The 17,969-nt window shown below is 63.7% G+C and carries 10 protein-coding genes and 2 pseudogenes; 10 read left to right on the top strand and 2 right to left on the bottom strand.

The genetic code is table 11. The features are described 5' to 3' along the window. Positions 1 to 40 precede the first annotated feature (40 nt). Positions 41 to 631, bottom strand: coding sequence for an AsnC family transcriptional regulator (locus tag P1K88_RS14540; RefSeq protein WP_276410949.1), 591 nt, complete (start codon positions 629 to 631; stop codon positions 41 to 43). Positions 632 to 765: 134 nt separating this feature from the next. Between P1K88_RS14540 and P1K88_RS14535 the strand changes: the two genes are divergently transcribed. The 10 genes and pseudogenes from P1K88_RS14535 (at position 766) to P1K88_RS14485 (ending at position 17,575) form a co-directional block, all read left to right on the top strand. Then, entirely contained in the window at positions 766 to 963 is a 198-nt protein-coding gene (locus P1K88_RS14535; protein WP_276410948.1) for a heavy-metal-associated domain-containing protein, read from the top strand. 71 nt (positions 964 to 1,034) lie between these two features. Next, positions 1,035 to 3,901: pseudogene (acnA, locus tag P1K88_RS14525) on the top strand (aconitate hydratase AcnA). A 117-nt stretch (positions 3,902 to 4,018) separates the two neighbouring features. After that, entirely contained in the window at positions 4,019 to 4,414 is a 396-nt protein-coding gene (locus P1K88_RS14520; protein ID WP_276410945.1) for a hypothetical protein, read from the top strand. A gap of 240 nt (positions 4,415 to 4,654) precedes the next feature. Beyond that, positions 4,655 to 6,670, top strand: coding sequence for a heavy metal translocating P-type ATPase (locus tag P1K88_RS14515; protein ID WP_276414152.1), 2,016 nt, complete (start codon positions 4,655 to 4,657; stop codon positions 6,668 to 6,670). Positions 6,671 to 7,072: 402 nt separating this feature from the next. Continuing rightward, positions 7,073 to 8,674: pseudogene (locus P1K88_RS14510) on the top strand (transposase). Positions 8,675 to 8,970: 296 nt separating this feature from the next. Next, the gene (gene gcvT, locus P1K88_RS14505) at positions 8,971 to 10,062 is read left to right on the top strand and encodes a glycine cleavage system aminomethyltransferase GcvT (RefSeq protein WP_276410943.1); all 1,092 of its coding nucleotides are present in this window, start codon (positions 8,971 to 8,973) and stop codon (positions 10,060 to 10,062) included. Then, entirely contained in the window at positions 10,059 to 10,442 is a 384-nt protein-coding gene (gene gcvH / locus P1K88_RS14500) for a glycine cleavage system protein GcvH (protein ID WP_276410942.1), read from the top strand. Before gcvT ends, gcvH begins: the two co-directional genes overlap by 4 nt. An 85-nt stretch (positions 10,443 to 10,527) precedes the next feature. Next, a complete protein-coding gene (gene gcvPA / locus P1K88_RS14495) occupies positions 10,528 to 11,868 on the top strand; it encodes an aminomethyl-transferring glycine dehydrogenase subunit GcvPA (protein ID WP_276410941.1) in 1,341 nt (446 codons plus the stop codon). Continuing rightward, positions 11,868 to 13,325, top strand: a complete 1,458-nt coding sequence (gene gcvPB / locus P1K88_RS14490) for an aminomethyl-transferring glycine dehydrogenase subunit GcvPB (RefSeq protein WP_276410940.1) — start codon at positions 11,868 to 11,870, stop codon at positions 13,323 to 13,325. Before gcvPA ends, gcvPB begins: the two co-directional genes overlap by 1 nt. 53 nt (positions 13,326 to 13,378) lie before the next feature. Then, positions 13,379 to 17,575: a PAS domain S-box protein gene (locus P1K88_RS14485; RefSeq protein WP_276410939.1), complete on the top strand. Its 4,197-nt coding sequence runs from the start codon at positions 13,379 to 13,381 to the stop codon at positions 17,573 to 17,575. Here P1K88_RS14485 and P1K88_RS14480 read toward each other — a convergent pair. Then, positions 17,572 to 17,940 (bottom strand): response regulator, encoded by a 369-nt coding sequence (locus P1K88_RS14480; RefSeq protein WP_276410938.1) that lies wholly within the window; start codon positions 17,938 to 17,940, stop codon positions 17,572 to 17,574. The two genes, P1K88_RS14485 and P1K88_RS14480, sit on opposite strands and share 4 nt — an antisense overlap. Positions 17,941 to 17,969 lie beyond the last annotated feature (29 nt).

Genomic DNA, 17,969 nt, shown 5'->3' with positions numbered 1-17,969 from the left:
GGGTTTTCGACCGCAGGAAATTTGGATTCCAAAGACTGCGTTACGTACCCTCTTCGAGTCGCTGATACCGATCTTCGAAGCGTGTGAGACAGGACGGGCAACAGAAGTGATAGATCTCGCCGTCGATTCGCGTCGTCTCACCCTCATTATCGACGGTATTGTTACATTCGGCACAGGTGAGTGCAAATTCGACGCCATCAACGGACGGTGTCCATTCAATCTCGTCAATTAGCGTGACGGTGTAATCCGCTACATCTATCTCGTTAAAGAGCCCATCTACCCACTGACGAACGTTCTGGGCTTCGACACGGGCATAGAACCAAAGATCACCTTCTGAGGTCGTGAAGACGTGTTCAACGCCATCGGATTCCCGAACTCGATTGCGGGCGGCCTCCAACGACCCTGTGCCGATTTCGGCCTGAATAAATACCGGAACACCAGCTCGGAGATGAGCCCGGTTGACGTCAATCGTGAAGTTGTTAATGATGCCAGCTTCCTGTAATCGTTTGACCCGGTCAGAAACGGCTGGCCCCGACAGACCAACCTCCTCGCCAATATCGCTGAACGGGCGGCGAGCGTCATCGGCGAGCAACGAGAGGATTTCCAAGTCGGTTTCATCCAGATTGCGCATACGACCGCTTCGTCTCGCAGGATACATTATTGTTGTCCACGATACACCTTCGAAATCGGTGATTCAGGGCTGCGATTACATTGGATTCTAAGCAGAAAACCACATAGAATACTCACCCCTAACTACGAATGGATATGACTCAGACAATTACCGTCGAAGGAATGACCTGTGAACATTGCGAGCAGACCGTCGAAGAGGCACTCGAAGAGGTTGAGGGGGTTACTTCCGCAACTGCGGATCGCGATTCAGAATCCGCGACGGTTGAGGGATCCGCTGAACAGGATGAACTCGTGACTGTGGTCGAAGCCGCTGGATACGATGCCTCTGCGTAACAAACCCCGATTCTCGTCGAATCAGATTCGGGGAGTGATTGATACGACTGCCAATCCCAGGTGTAGATACTATGACTGATACACTTCCGTTCGATGCCGTCCGCGAGCTCGACGTCGACGGGACGACGTACAAGATGGCCGATCTTCGAGCACTCGAAGAACAGGGACTCTGTGACCTCGACACGCTCCCGGTGAGCATCCGTATTCTGCTTGATAGTGACTGCTGTGAGTCATTTCGGTACCAACCGCACGACTACGTGCGGCCGTACCGGTAAACAGTCACAGCAATCACTATGAGTCGGTGCTCCGGAACGCCGACGGCGAAACTGTTACTGCGGCGGACGTCAGGAATGCTGCTGGCTGGGAGCCAGACGTACCGGACGCGGAGGTTCCGTTCTCTCCATCACGAGTCGTCCTCCAGGATCTCACCGGCGTGCCCGCAGTCGTCGACCTGGCGGCCCTTCGATCCGAAGTCGACCGAAAAGATCGGGACCCGACCCTGGTCGAACCGGAGATTCCTATTGATCTCGTCATCGACCACAGCGTCCAGGTCGACTACTTCGACTCCGAGGACGCCTACGAGAAGAACGTCGAACTGGAGTACGAGCGCAACGCCGAACGGTATCGCGCGATCAAATGGGCGCAGAACGCCTTCGAGAACTTCAATGTCGTCCCGCCAGGCACCGGTATCGTCCACCAGGTGAACCTCGAGCATCTGGGTCGGGTCGTCCACGCCCGCGAGCAAGACGGCGAGAACTGGCTCCTGCCGGACACACTCGTCGGCACGGACAGCCACACTCCGATGATCGGTGGCATCGGTGTGGTCGGGTGGGGCGTCGGCGGCATCGAAGCGGAAGCGGCGATGCTCGGTCAGCCGGTCACGATGAAACTCCCCGAGGTCGTCGGCGTCCGTCTCGAAGGCGAATTACCCGAAGGCGCGACGGCGACGGATCTCGTCCTCCACATCACCGAACGACTCCGCGAGGTCGGCGTCGTCGACCGGTTCGTGGAGTTCTTCGGTCCTGGTGTGGCGAATCTCACAGTCCCCGACCGGGCCACGATCGCCAATATGGCGCCCGAACAGGGTTCGACGATCAGTATGTTCCCGGTCGACGAACAGACGCTCGAGTATCTCGAACTCACCGGGCGTGACCCCGACCACATCGACCTCGTTCGCGAGTACCTCGAAGCCCAAGGGCTGTTCGGGGAACAGGAATCAGAATATACTGAGGTCGTCGAATTCGACCTCTCGACAGTCGAACCGAGTCTGGCCGGACACAAGCGGCCACAGGACAGGATTCCTATGGGGGACGTGAAACAGAGCTTCCGGGGACTTCTCCACGGGGAGTTCGAGGACGACCTCGACGACGTTGACGAGGACGCTCTACAGCGGTGGCTCGGTGAGGGTGGTACAGCTAATGCGGAAACCGACGGCGGCGTTCAGGTCGAACCCGAATCCGAACTGCATCCGTTAACCAAACGCGTCGAGGTCGACCTCGACGGGGAAACGGTCGAAATCGGGCATGGTGATGTCTTAGTCAGCGCCATCACGAGCTGTACGAACACGTCGAACCCCTCGGTGATGATCGCTGCTGGACTGCTCGCCCAGAACGCCGTCGAGAAAGGTTTGGATGTCCCGCCGTACGTCAAGACAAGTCTCGCACCCGGTAGCCGCGTCGTCACGCAGTATCTCGAAGAATCGGGGCTGCTTCCATATCTCGAAGAACTCGGGTACGCCGTCGTCGGCTACGGCTGTACCACTTGTATCGGCAACGCCGGACCGCTTCCCGATCCCATCGAGCAAGCGATCGACGACCACGACCTCTGGACGACGAGCGTCCTCTCGGGGAACCGGAACTTCGAGGCGCGTATCCACCCGAAGATTCGCGCAAACTACCTCGTGAGCCCGCCGCTCGTGGTTGCCTACGGACTGGCAGGACGGATGGACGTCGATCTCGAGAACGAGCCGCTGGGCACCGACGAGGAGGGTGAACCGGTGTATCTGGTGGACATCTGGCCCGATGCAGCGGACGTGCAGGCAGCAATCCACGAGAACGTCTCTCCGGAGATGTTCGAGGAGAAGTACGCCTCCGTGTTCGAGGGTGACGAGCGGTGGGCTGCTCTCGACGCGCCAAGTGGTGACGTCTACGAGTGGGACGACGAGTCGACGTACATCCGAGAGCCGCCATTCTTCCAGGACTTCCCCCTCGAGAAACCCGGCGTCGCCGATATTGAGGACGCCCGCTACCTGCTGGCACTTGGCGATACCGTTACGACCGACCACATCAGCCCTGCTGGCCCCTTCGGACCTGACCTCCCCGCGGGTCAGTGGCTGCTCGATCACGGCGTCGAGCCCCACGAGTTCAACACATACGGCGCGCGCCGGGGAAACCACGAGGTGATGATGCGGGGGACGTTCGCCAACGTTCGCATCGAGAACGAGATGCTCGACGACATCGAGGGCGGCTACACGATTCATCACCCGACTGATGAGCAGACAACCGTCTTCGAGGCCAGCCAGCGCTACCGCGATGAGGGTACCCCACTCATCGTGATGGCGGGCGAGGAGCTCGGGACAGGGTCAAGTCGTGACTGGGCGGCGAAAGGAACGGACCTGCTCGGTGTCCGCGCAACCATCGGCGAGAGTTACGAGCGTATCTACCGCGACAACCTCGTCGGTATGGGTGTGCTCCCCTTGCAGTTCGATGACGGCGATTCGTGGGAATCTCTCGGGCTAGATGGATCGGAGGTCTTCACTATCCACGGCCTCGATGACGGACTCGACGTGATGGATGAGCTGACCGTCATCGCCGAGCGTAATGACGGTTCGACCGTCGAGTTCCCAGTCACGGCACAGGTCGGCACGCCGGCCGCCGTAACGTACATCGAACACGGCGGCATCCTCCACTACGTCCTTAGACAACTCCTTACACAGTAATTCTGCATCTCTACCTGTTATGTATTATTGGACTTCTGGACGACTACGTGTAGATACCGTTCTCAGAGGTGTAGATTAGTGAAGACCATTAACTCCGAATCAGTCGTACAATAGCGTATGATCCGGATACTCATCAGCACCCTCGGGGCCGTTACGGCCCTGTTCCCTGACGAGATTGTTGCGTTCTTTGAGAAATCCGCGATTGCCAATCCCGGTGAAGGCACTCTTAGAACATGGGTCAATCCAGCCATCCGATCGGAAGGGATTCTGGTAGCCGTGATCTCCCTCCTCGGCGGCCGGTTCTATGCGTGGATGATGAATCTCACCGGAGCGTTTGGTGCAGTTGTCTTTGTGTTCCCCGACCTGTATCGCGAATTAGCCACCACGTTCCTCTTTGAAAGTCCAGACGCTATCGAATGGAACGAACGATTTACGGCAGGTGTACGGATTATCGGCGCAGTCTACGTCATTCTTGCGGCCAAAACGTATCGAGACCACCGCAAGGAGCCGTAGGATCATCTCCGGCCATATCGGTCTCGTAAACATCCGGTAGGCACCAGCCTGCTCAGAAGGCGTGTCAATTTACAGTAACCTCCACGTTGAAGCACCCTCGGAGCCAATTGTTTGGTAATGGACGACGAACCCCAAAGGGAGGCTAACGAGACCGACCATACGCATCCCGACGAAACGGAGGCTGAATCTCAGCCTCACGGCGAACACAGTCAGCACGATGGACAAGATGGGCACGGTGGGATGCACGAGGGCCACGAGCAGATGTTTCGGCGGCGCTTTTTTGTCTCAACGCTTCTGTCGATTCCAGTGCTTCTGTACAGCGAGACGCTGCAGGAGTGGCTCGGCTTCTCCGTCCCAGCATTTGCGGGCAGCGAGTGGATCAACCCCGTCTTCGCGGTCGTCGTCTTCGCGTACGGTGGGATTCCGTTCCTCCAGATGGCAGTGCCGGAGCTGAAAGACCGGTCACCGGGGATGATGACACTCATCTCAATGGCCATTTCGGTCGCATTCGTCTACAGCCTCGCGAGCGTGGTCTTCCCAACGCAATCGGCGTTTTTCTGGGAGCTCGTCACGCTTATCGATATTATGCTGCTGGGGCACTGGATCGAGATGCGATCGGTACGCCGTGCCTCGAGTGCTGTCGACGAGTTGGCGAAGTTGATGCCTGATACTGCTGAGCGGATCACCGACGACGGCGACACCGAGGAGATCCCAGTGAACGAACTTGCCAAGGGTGACTTGGTTCTCGTCCGTCCAGGAGCGAGCGTCCCTGCTGATGGCATCGTTGAGGAGGGTGATTCGGACGTCAACGAGTCGATGATCACGGGTGAGTCGAAACCGGTCTCGAAAGAGCCCGACGACGAAGTCATCGGTGGGACGATCAACGGCGACGGCAGTCTCCGCGTGCGCGTCGGTGCGACAGGCGAGAAGACAACGCTCGCGGGCATCATGCGACTCGTCGAGGAAGCCCAGCAGAGCAAGTCTCAAACTCAAGTGCTGGCCGACCGCGCTGCCGGCTGGCTGTTCTACGTCGCGCTCGGGGCGGCAGTCGTAACCGCAATCGCGTGGACGCTCGCGGTCTCGTTCAATGCAACGGTTATCGAGCGCGTCGTCACGGTTCTCGTCATCGCCTGCCCTCACGCGCTTGGACTCGCCATCCCGCTAGTCGTCGCAATCAACACGTCACTCGCCGCTCGGAACGGAATGCTCGTTCGCGACCGAATCGCGATGGAAGAGGCACGGAATCTGGACGCCATCATCTTTGACAAGACAGGCACACTCACCGAAGGCGAGCACGGTGTTGTCGACATAGCAACCGTCGACGATGTTGACGAGGACGACGCGCTTGCGCTGGCCGCGGCTGTCGAGAGCGATTCCGAGCACATGATCGCGCGAGCCATCCGCGAGGCTGCCACGGAGCAAGACCTCACTGCACCTGACGCGAGCGATTTCGAGGCGATCAAAGGCCGTGGCGTCCGCGCGAATGTCAAGGGGGACGAAGTGTACGTCGGCGGCCCGAACCTGTTGACCCAACTCGATAGAGAAGTTCCCGATCACCTCCAGCGCTTCGCTGATGAAGCCGGGCAGAACGCACAGACCGTAGTGTATCTCGTTCGTGACAGAGAGTTGATCGCCGCGTTCGCGATGGCCGACGTCATCCGCGAGGAGAGTTACCGCGTCGTCGATGCTCTGCACGATCTGGGTGTCGAGGTGGCAATGCTCACCGGTGATTCTCAGAATGTCGCCGATGCGGTGGCTGACGAATTGGGCATCGACACTGTGTTCGCGGAGGTGCTTCCTGAGGACAAGGACAAAAAAGTACAGGAACTTCAGGATCAGGGCAAGCTCGTGGGGATGGTTGGCGACGGCGTCAATGACGCGCCCGCGTTGACACGGGCAGACGTCGGAATCGCTATTGGAAGTGGAACCGATGTCGCGGTCCAGTCGGCCGACGTCATCCTGGTCCAGAACAACCCGATGGACGTGGTTCGCCTTGTGAAACTCAGCAAGGCGAGCTACCGGAAAATGCAAGAAAACATCGTCTGGGCAGCCGGGTACAACGTCTTTGCACTTCCGCTTGCAGCGGGCGTATTGGCTCCGATCGGGATTCTGCTGTCGCCCGCAGTGGGCGCGCTCCTGATGTCGCTGAGTACGGTGATCGTCGCCATCAACGCGCAACTGCTCCGCCGGGTAGATCTATCCATCCCCGAACTTTCGGGAGTGACGCCACCCACCGGTACCCAAACAGCAGACTGAAACTCTTCCTAATCGCTTTAGGAGGTTTCTTCGGTTGCATACGGTGGTATCCGGAATCAGAGAATCGGTGCAGTTTGGATGGACGGCACTCTGCAGACCGATTTCACGGGTTATAGATGCCAGTTTTCCCACTCACGCCGCGCCTCTTCTTGAGAAGCTTGTTGTCCTCACACGAGTTATCTCAGCATAGTTGGTTCCAGAATCTCTCGACCAGTTTCTCGCCCTCAACGTCGAGCAGGGTGATTGAGTCACCATCAATGAAGGTGTTAGCTATGGGTGAACGAAGCGTAGCTGCGAGACTTGCAGAGTACTTGTTTCTGCTGACCGATTCAACAGCAGCGGTTCCTGCGCAAAGAGAGTGGCATCGCGTCGCTTGTGTGACTGGCTGGTGGGATAGCTCACATGGCTTGTCAGGAGCGACGGTTGACCGACGCCTACCTCGTCGGGGTGACACTCACAGAGGCACTCAAAGCCGATCAGTCACTCTGCACGGCTCTTCGAACTCTGGAGGGGTCGTTCAATTCGCTCAATGACGGCTACCCTGAGTGGCATCCAGCACCGCACTCGTTCGAGGGGATGGTACGCTTGTTTCTCTACCGCGAACTCACCGGTGAGAGTTACCGTTCGCTCGCCCAGTATCCTGAACTCGCAGTTGCCTTCCACTTGGAGAAAATCCCCGATGAATCGGTGCTCTCGCGGACTTGGCGTAACCGATTCGATGAGACAACCCGGGAGTTCGTCACCACGGCTTCCCACTACGTCGTCAAGGAAATCCACGATCGGGATCTGAATGTGCCCGAGGCTCGGCCGAAAGGCGAGGTGGTAACGCCACAGCGAGACCCGAGTTCGTTCCCCGACGAACCGGACGAAGACGAGTCAGAGGATGGTTTCACTGACGAGCAGATCCAGCAGACGACACGCTTAGCTCGTGACCACGGTTTCGACAGGTTTGATTCCGGACGGGCAGAGAACGCCTCCTACGACGATACACAGTTTTTCGAACTGCAGACGTTCATGGGAATGGTCGGCTGTGGGACACCACAGGGTGCGGCTCGCTTCCAATACAGACGCGGCGAGGAATACGGTCCACACGGTGACACGCACTTACGGGCGATCAAACGGTTCGAGCCCGAAGACCCGATCGAGGGGTTCGACTGCGCTAGTGAGCAGTTGCGCGCAGTACTCGCCGAAGAAGCGTCGTTTCGACGGTCAGTCACCGTAGCGATTGACATCACGACCGTCCCTTACCACGGGGAGGTCGAGGCAATGCCGATGGTCAGTGGGGTTCAGGCTGAGGAGGAACGGGCGTTCAAGTTCGCGACGCTCTCGATTGTCGGCGAGAATATCCCACTGGTATTGGCCGTCGAACCCATCCGAGAGAGTTCGGCCTGGGACGACAACCAGTCTAATCAGGTTCACCGCGTCATCCGGCGGATGGTCCGGCGAGCGAACGAACACGTCCCCATCGAGACGGTACTCTGCGACCGAGAGTTCGACTCGATGGACGTGTACCAGACACTCTCGAATCTCGATGTGAACTACCTCATTCCGAAGCGTGTCACAAGTTCTGAACGGGACGCTATTGAGACGATGAAGGCAGACGGCCGTGATGTGGCCGTCGAACGGACATCAGTTGACGTGGAGGTCGCACTCAATGCGGTTTCTGCACGTGCCATCGACGAAGACAGACGGAACTGCCGTATTCGCAACGAATCTGAAGGTAGGCCCAGACGAGGCAGAGACGTTCTGTCACCGGTATAGTCGCCGTTGGCAGATCGAAAACGAGTATAAGTCCATCAAGAACGACTTCCTCGCGAAAACTTCCTCGAAGGATTACCGCGTGAGGCTGTTTTACTCGTGTTCGCGGTCCTGCTACACAACATCTGGCGACTCACCGACTTTCTGTTGAAGGCTGCCGTCGACGGACCGATGGACTACGCACCCGTCTTGACTGCCGGCGAGGTTGTGGAATTGGTGTCCGCAGACCTCATACCGGACGATTAGAACGAGACCGACATCGAACGCTCGTAATCGGTGTGAGTGGCGACGCTATCTGAACGGCCGTTTGACGCCACAGTTTCTGACGGATATAGAATAGTATCATAATCAGACGGTGTTTTAGAATAGAATCTAAGCAATTTTCACGGTATCCTCTCCAGAGTAGCCGTAGTATTTGGTTATCCTCCGAAACTGTGGCAACTTCACGATAGCAATTTGCTATCGCGCTATACAGTTTATGAAGTGGCCCACGTTCGTGTCGGGAAGCAAACGGTAAGGCGGTCCGCCCCCTCGCAGCCGACATGACACTCCGAACGCCCCCGCTCGCGGAACGCCACGAGGAGTCGGGTGCCCGGTTCACCGACTTCGGCGGCTGGGAGATGCCCGTGGCGTTCGACTCGATACGCGAGGAGCACGCGGCGGTCCGCGAGACGGTCGGCAGGTTCGACGTCTCGCACATGGGACAGGTCACGGTGTCGGGGCCGGACGCGGCCCAGCTGACACAGCGGTTGACGACCAACGACGTCACCGCGCTGGACCCCGGCGAGGCACAGTACTCGGCTATCACCGACGCGGACGGCGTTATCCTCGACGACACCGTCGTCTACCGCCTGCCCGAGCGCGAGACCGAGGACTACCTCTTCGTGCCCAACGCGGGCCACGACGTACAGATGACCGACCGCTGGGAGTCACATCGGGAGGCATGGGGGCTGACGGCGACGGTGACCGACCGCACCGAGGAGTACGCGATGCTGGCAGTCCAGGGTCCCGACGCACGTGCACTCCTGGCGGCCGAATCGGACGTCGCGCTCGCGGACCTCTCGCGGTTCGAGATCGCCGGCGGGACCGTCGCCGGCGTCGAGGCACTGGTCGCCCGGACGGGGTACACCGGCGAGCAGGGGTTCGAAGTCCTCTGTCCGTGGGACGCGGCCGAGACGGTGTGGACGGCCCTGGACTGCCAGCCCTGCGGGCTCGGGGCGCGTGACACGCTCAGGCTCGAGATGGGCTTTCTCCTCTCCGGCCAGGACTTCCACCCCGAGGAGAACCCGCGCACGCCATACGCGGCCGGCATCGGGTGGACCGTAGAGCTCGACACCGAGTTCGTCGGTCGCGACGCGCTGGAGGGCGTCGACGAGGAGGGCGTCGACGAGAAACTCGTCGGCCTCGAACTCGTCGAGCGCGGGGTTCCGCGTCACGGCTACGAGGTGACGACCCCCGACGGGGACCACCTCGGGACGGTCACCAGCGGCACGATGAGTCCGACACTCGGAACCCCCATCGCGCTCGCGTACCTGCCGACGGCGTACGCAGCGCCGGACCGGTCCGTCCGGGTCGTCGTCCGCGGCGAACCGAAGAAGGCACGTACCAGGGCCACGCCATTCCTCGACAGATGAGCTTCGACGTTCCCGCGGACTGCCGGTACAGGGAGTCACACGAATGGGTCCGCACCACCGACGGCATCGCCCGCGTCGGCATCACCGACTTCGCACAGGACGAGCTGGGCGACGTCGTCTTCGTCGAACTGCCGGCGGTGGGCGACGAACTGGCCACCGGAGACGATTTCGGCATCGTCGAGTCGATCAAGGCCGTCTCGGACATCTACGCGCCCGTCGGGGGGACGGTCACCGCCGTCAACGAGCGACTGCGCGACGAGCCCGAACTCGTCAACGAGGACCCCTTCGGCGAGGGCTGGCTCCTCGAACTCGACCTCGCCGACGGGGCCGAACTCGAGGACCTCCTCTCGCCAGCGGACTACCGCGACCAGATCGAGTGAGCACCGTTCGGATGGCTACGCTAATGTAGCTGACACCGGTAGGCCTTCGTATCATGTCTGTCCGTGCGGCAGGGTGCCAGCCGCGATGAGCGACAGTGGCCCACCCACGACCGGCAGTCCATACGTACCGCACTCGCCCGCCGAGACGCAGGCGATGCTCGATGCCGTCGGTGTCGACGACGTCGAGGCGCTGTTCGACGTCCCCGACTCGGTCGCCTTCGACGGGGACCTCGGCATCGACGCGCGAAGCGAACAGGCGGTTCGGACCGAGATCGCCGCCCTGCTCGGGCACAACGCCGACCTCACCGAGTTCCTCGGTCGGGGGCACTACGGCCACTACGTCCCGTCGCTGGTCGAGGACCTCTCGCGGCGCTCGGAGTTCCTGACTTCCTACACTCAGTACCAGCCGGAGGTCGACCAGGGGTTCCTCCAGGCGCTGTTCGAGTACCAGTCGCTCCTGGTCGAGCTGACCGGCCTCGACGTCGCCAACTGCTCGATGTACGACGACGCGACGGCGCTGGGGGAGGCGGCGACGCTCTCCCAGCGGGTCCGGTCCGTCTCGGGCGACCGGATACTGGTCCCGGAGCACCTCCGTGACGGCAAGCGTGCCGTCCTCGAGAACTACGTCGACGGCCCCGGCTGTTCGGTCGCGTCCTATCCGATGGACGACGGCTGCGTCGACGTCGAGGCGCTCGCGGCGGCCATGGCGGAAGACGTCGCGATGGTCTACGCCGAGACCCCGACCGCCCGCGGCGTCGTGGAAGAACGGGCCGGTGCCGTCGGTGACCTCGCCGACGAGCACGACGCGCTGTTCTGTCTCGGCACCGACCCCGTCGCGATGGCGCTGCTCGAGCGTCCCGCCGACGTGGGCGCGGACGTCGTCGTCGGCGACGCCGCCACGCTCGGGACGGGCACGGCCTACGGCTTCGGCCTGGGCCTGTTTGCCACGCGCGAGGAGTACCTCCGGCAGGTGCCCGGCCGACTCGTCGGCGCCAGCGAGGACGCCGCGGGCCAGCGGGCCTACACGCTGACCCTGCAGACCCGCGAGCAACACATCCGCAAGGAGCGGGCGACCTCGAACATCTGTACGAACCAGGCGTGGGTCGCCCTGCGGGCCGCGATGCACGCGGCCTGGCTCGGACCCGACGGCCTGGTCGACCTGGCCGAGGACTGCGTGACTCGACCCCGCGATCTCGCGGCGAGACTGGACGAGGTGGTCGGGCTCCAGGCGCCGGTCCACGACCGGCACCACTTCCGGGAGTTCGTCGCCCACGTCGACCAGCCCGCGCGGGTGGTCGTCGAGGATCTGGCGAGGGAGGGCTACGGCGTCCACGCGGTCGGCGACCACCGGATACAGGTCTGTGCGACCGCCCAGCCGCCCCAGCGCGAGGCGGGGTTCGTCGAGACCATCGCGGAGGTGGCCTGATGGACTACGACCAGGCCCGCTGGACCGAGGGGGCCCGCTACGAGCCCCTGCTGGCCGAGAAGTCGACCTGCGAGGTCGACGTAGCGGACGGACCCCTGCCCGACGACCTGACGCGGGACTCGCTGGAGTTGCCCGACCTCTCGGAACCGGAACTGGCCCGCCACTACACGCGCCTCGCGCAGATGAACTACGGGGTCGAGAGCGGCCCCATCCCGCTTGGCTCCTGTACGATGAAGTACAACCCGTCGTTCACCGAGGACGTCGCGGCCCACCCGAAGGCGGCGGTCCACCCGGACCGGCCGGACCAGTCCGTCCAGGGGACCCTCGAGCTGTGTCACCGCCTGCAGGACTACCTCGCCCGTATCGGCGGGATGGACGCCGTCACGCTCCAGCCGCCGGCGGGTGCGGCCGGCGAGTTCACGGGCATCCAGATCGCCAAGGCCTACCACGAACACAACGGTGCGGACCGCTCGTCGGTGGTCATCCCCGACTCGGCCCACGGGACGAACTTCGCGACGGCGGCGATGGCCGGCTACCACGTGGTCGAACTCCCCAGCGACGACGACGGCCGGGTGGACGTCGACGCGCTCGAGGCCGCCGTCGACGAGGACACCGCCGCGCTGATGCTCACGAACCCGAACACGCTGGGGCTGTTCGAGCGCGACATCGAGGCCATCGCCGACGTGGTCCACGACGCCGGCGGCCTGCTCTACTACGACGGGGCGAACCTCAACGCGCTCCTGGGCCGGGCACGCCCCGGTGACATGGGCTTCGACGTGATGCACTACAACGTCCACAAGACGTTCGCGACGCCCCACGGCGGCGGTGGGCCGGGGGCGGGCCCCGTCGGCGTCACCGAGGAGCTTGCCTCGTTCCTGCCCCGGCCCCACGTCCGCAGGGAGACCGGTGCCGAGGGCGAGGCGGGCGCCGGCACCACCGGCTTCGAGTACTACGACCCCGCACACTCCATCGGCAAGGTCCACGGGTTCTACGGCAACTGGCCGGTCCTCGTGAAGGCCTTCGCGTACATCGCTCGACTGGGCGATTCGGGGCTCAGAGACACCAGCGCCAAGGCCGTGTTGAACGCCAACTACCTCGCCGAGCAGATTCCCTACGACGTGCCGTTCGGGCCGTTCCACCACGAGTTCGTCGCCAGCGCGGGCGACCAGGACGCCGCCGACGTCGCCAAGGGGATGCTCGACCACGGCGTCCACCCCCCGACGACGAAGTGGCCCGAGATCGTCGACGAGGCGCTGATGACGGAGCCGACCGAATCCGAGAGCAAGCGGTCGCTCGACCACCTCGCCGCGGCCTTCGATGCCGTCGCGGGCGAGGCCGACGGCACCCTCGCCGACGCGCCGACCCGGTCGACCGCCCGCCGCATCGACCAGGTCGGTGCCGCACGCGACCCACAGCTGTGCTGGCAGCGGCTCGACCGCTCCGATTTCGGCAACTGATAGCCGCACCGTTCGATATATACTCGCCAAGTGCGGGGTTCCATACGAACTCAATGACCGGGTCGCCACTCCTGCTGTACGTGCGTGCCGACGGCGACGGGTCTCTCCAGACGGGAGGGGCGACGGTGCGGACGGCGACGACGCGCGACGAGGCGCTCGCCGTCCTCTCAGAGACGACTCCGGACGCAGTCGTCTGCGACCAGACCCTCGACGGGCCCGACACTGGCCTCGACCTGCTCGAATCGATCCGCGAACGGAACGCCGACCTGCCGGTCGTCCTCTGTACCGACGACCCGGACGGCGGGGTCGCCGCACGGGCGACCCAGCTGGGCGTCACCGAGTACGTCCCGCGAAGCGAGGTGTCTCTCGAGGCGCGCCTGGCGGACCTGATCGACGGCGAGGCACCGGCGGGGCAATCGAACGTTGCCGCCGACCTCCCGGCGTCGTTCGACGCGCTCGCGGGGAGCATCGCCGACGCAATCGTGACCATCGACGCCGAGAGTCGCATCGTCTACGTCAACGACCACCTCGCGGACCTGACGGGCCACGACCCCGGCGACCTGGTGGGGGCCGATTTCACGACGCTGGTACCCGAGGACTTCCGACAGCAACCCCTCGACGGGGTGGCCCGTTACCTCCGGACCGGCGAGCGATCTGTCGACTGGTCGGACCTCGAGTTCCCGCTGCGCACCGCCGAGGGTGGGCGACTGACCGTCTCTATCTCCTTCGGGGACTTCGAGATCGACGGCGAGTGGTACTGTACCGGCATCGTCAGGGACATCTCCGACCGCAAAGAGCGCGAACGGGAACTCGAGGAGACCAACCGCCGACTCGATCTCGCCCTGGAGGGCACGGAGACCGGCGTCTACGAGTGGCGGGTCGAGACCGGCGAAGTCGTCTGGGACGAGGCGACGGCAGACCTGTTCGACACGACGCTCGAGGACTTCGAGGGCACCGTCGAGGCCTTCCGCGAGTACCTCCACCCGGAGGACCGCTCGTCGCTCGAGGCGGCCTTCGAGCAGGCGCTGGCCGACGAGGCCCCGTTCGAGGCCGAGTTCCGGGCGCTCCTCGACGGCGAGACGCGGTGGATATACACGAGCGGCGTCATCGAGACCCCGGAGGCGGCCGGGCCGCGGCTGGTCGCCATCGCGACCGACGTCACCGACCAGAAAGAACGCGAACTCGAGCTCGAACGGAACAACGAATCGCTCCAGCGGTTGACGGAACTGGCCGCGGCCGACGCTCACTCCCAGGAGGCGACCGTCGAGCGGGTCCTCGAGCTCGGCAGGGACCGCCTCGACCTCTCGCTTGGCTACCTGAGTCGCATCGAGGGGACCGACTACGACGTGGTGACGGCCGTCGGCGACCACGACGTCGTCCAGTCGGGCATCGAGACCGACCTGGCGAACACGTACTGTCGACGCATCGTCGACGACGGGGACAGCTACGGCGTCCGGGACGCCGCCGCGGAGGGCTGGGAGGACGACGTGGCCTACCCGATGTCCGGTATCGCCTGCTATCTGGGCGGCACGGTGGTCGTCGACGGGGAGCTGTACGGGACGCTCTGCTTCGCCGACGAGGAGCCCCGTGAGGTGCCCTTTTCCGACGCCGAGAAGACGTACATCGAACTGCTGGCCCAGTGGGTGAGCCGCGAACTCGAACGGCGCCAGCGCGAGGCCGACCTGGAGCGCTACGAGGACGTCATCGAGGCCGTCGACGACGGCGTCTACGCCCTCGACGAGACGGGCCACTTCGAACTGGTCAACGACGCGATGACCGACCTCACCGGCTACGAGGAGTCCGCGCTGCTTGGCTCGCACACGAGCGCCATCAAGTCCGACGAGGTGGTCGAACGGGCCGAGTCAATCGTCCGGGAGATGATATTCGAGGACCGCGAGGACGAGGAGACCTTCGACCTGGAGATACAGCGCGCGGACGGCATCTCGTTCCCCGCCGAGGACCATATGACGCTGCTGTGGGACGACGCCGGGGAGTGGTTCGAGGGTACCGCGGGCATCATCCGGGACATCACCGAACGCAAGGAGCGGGAGCTGGAACTGCGCGAGGCCCACCGGCGCATCGAGCAGATACTCGAACGCATCGGCGACGCCTTCTTCGCCGTCGACGACACCTGGGAGATAACGTACTGGAATACCCGGGCAGAGGAGGTGTTCGGGCGACCCGCCGACGAGGTGCTCGGCGAGAACCTCTGGTCGATGTTCCCCGATACCGTCGGGTCGCAGTTCCACGACGCCTACCACCACGCGATGGACACCCAGGAGATGGTGTCCTTCGAGGAGTACTACCCGCCCGTCGAGAGGTGGTTCCGCGTGAGCGCCTATCCCTCCGAGGGCGGGCTCTCGGTGTACTTCCACGACATCACCGACCACAAGGAACACGACCGGAAGCTGTCCGGCCTGCTCGACACCTCGCGGTCGCTGATGGACGCGCGGACGTCCGAGGCCGTCGCTGAGACGGTCATCGAGGCCGCAAGCGAGCAACTGGGCTTCGACCTGGCGCTCGTCCGCCTGCACGACCCCGATGCGGGGACGCTCGTCCCGACGGCGGCGACGGCCGACGTCCCGCCGCGGTCCGTCTACGACGACGACGAGGCGTTCCCCGGCGAGGCGTTCCAGCGCGGCGAGACGATACGCGTCGACGACCTCGCGGATGCCGGCGAGGACTACGACAACGAGCACGCCCGCGCCGCGATGTACATCCCGCTCGGCGGCCACGGCGTCGTCAGCATCGCCTCACCCGACCCCGGCGCGTTCGACGACGCGGACGTCTCGGTCGCCGAGATCCTCGCCTCGAACGCGGCCGCCGCGCTGGACCGCGTCGAGCGAGAACAGCACCTGCTGGAGTACGAGACGGTCGTCGAGAACGTCCGTGACATGGTCTACGTCCTCGACGACGAGGGCCGCTTCCAGCTCGTGACCGACCCGCTCGCGACGTGGCTCGGGTTCGAGCGCGAGGCGCTGCTCGGCGAGCACCCCGAGGCCGTCCTCGACGCCGAGTCGCTCTCGGTCTTCGAGGACCAGATCTCGGCGCTGCCGTCCTCGGAGACCGACGAGACGTTCAAGGTGGAGACGACCCTCGAGACCGCCGAGGGCACCGAGCGACCGGCGGAGGTGGAGATCTCCGTCCTCGACGACGACGTCTTCCGCGGGACCGTCGGCGTGGTACGGGACCTGACCGACCTCCGGGAGGCCCAGGCGGAACTCGAGGACGAGCGGGACCGCTTCTCGTACCTCTTTGACAACCTCCCGGACGCGGTCGTCGAGACAGAACTCGGCAACGGCGAGCCCGTCGTCAAGTCGGTCAACGCCGCGTTCACCGAGGTGTTCGGCTTCGAGGCCGACGACGTCGTCGAGGAACCGCTGAACGACTTCGTGCTCCCCCTGACCGAGGACGCCCGGGCCGAGGCGGCTCGCATCGACGCGACGGCGGCCCGGGGCGAGACGGTCAAGACCGAGGTCCGCCGACAGACCGAGGAGGGCATCCGGGACTTCCTCTACCGGGAGGTGCCCTACAGCCGCGACGACGAGCAGGTCTGGAGCTTCGGTATCTACTCCGACATCACCGAACAGCGCGACCGCGAGCGGCGCCTGCAGGTGCTCAACCGGGTCCTGCGGCACAACCTCCGCAACGATCTGACCGTCGTGCTCGGTCTGGCAGACGAGTTGCAGTCGCGAATCGACGACGAGCGACGGCTGGAACTGCTCGAACGACTCCAGCGCAAGGCGAGCGAGGTGGCCGAACTCAGCGACCGGGCCCGGCAGATCGAGCAGTCGGCCCGCCGCGAGGAGGCCGGCCGGAAACCGGTCGACGTGCCGACGGTCGTCGAAGACCTGGTCGCGGTCAGCCGCCGCGAGTTCGACGGGGACATCGTCACCGACGTTCCCGAGACGGCCGCGGCGGCCGCCGACGGCCGCTTCCGGCGGATTCTCGACGAGCTGGTCGAGAACGCGAAGACTCACGCCGGCGAGTCACCGACGGTGGAAGTCGACGTCGACGTCTCGCCCGAGACGGTGTCGGTCACCGTCGCCGACGACGGGCCGGGACTACCCGAGCACGAGCTCGCCGTGGTGACCGGTCGCGAACCCATCACCCAGCTGAGCCACGGGAGCGGCCTGGGGCTGTGGCTCGTCGTCTGGGTGACCGAGTCTTACGGCGGGACGGTCGACTTCGAGGAGTCCGCCGCGGGCGGTGCGGCGGTCACGCTGACGCTGCCCCGGACCGACACCTAGACCGCGTCCCTGATGTGGTCGGCGAGGGTGCCGTACTGCTCCGTGCCGGTCCCCTTCTGGACGAACTTCGTGACGCCGGCCGCCGAGGCGTCCGGCTCCACGTCCTCGGGTTCGCGGGCGCTAAAGAGGAAAAACGGCGTCGAGCCGTCCTCGTCGCGGACGGCCCGGCACAGCTCGAGGCCGTCCATCCCGGGCATCGTGTAGTCGCTGACGATAGCGTCGTACGCACCGCTCCGTGCCTCCTCGAGGGCCGTCGCCGGGTCGCGCTGGGTAGTGACCGACAGGCCGTCCTCCCGCTCGAGGAACGTGGCCACGACGTCGAGGACGTCAGGATCCTCGTCGACCAGCAGCACCTCGATAGTCATTAGATTACAATCGGACTCACAGCTGTAAA

The sequence above is a fragment of the Haloarcula halobia genome, assembly GCF_029338255.1.
GTDB classification, from domain to species: Archaea; Halobacteriota; Halobacteria; order Halobacteriales; family Haloarculaceae; genus Haloarcula; species Haloarcula halobia.
Note: the sequence above shows the minus strand (reverse complement) of the source record. Positions and strands in the feature narration are given on the sequence as shown.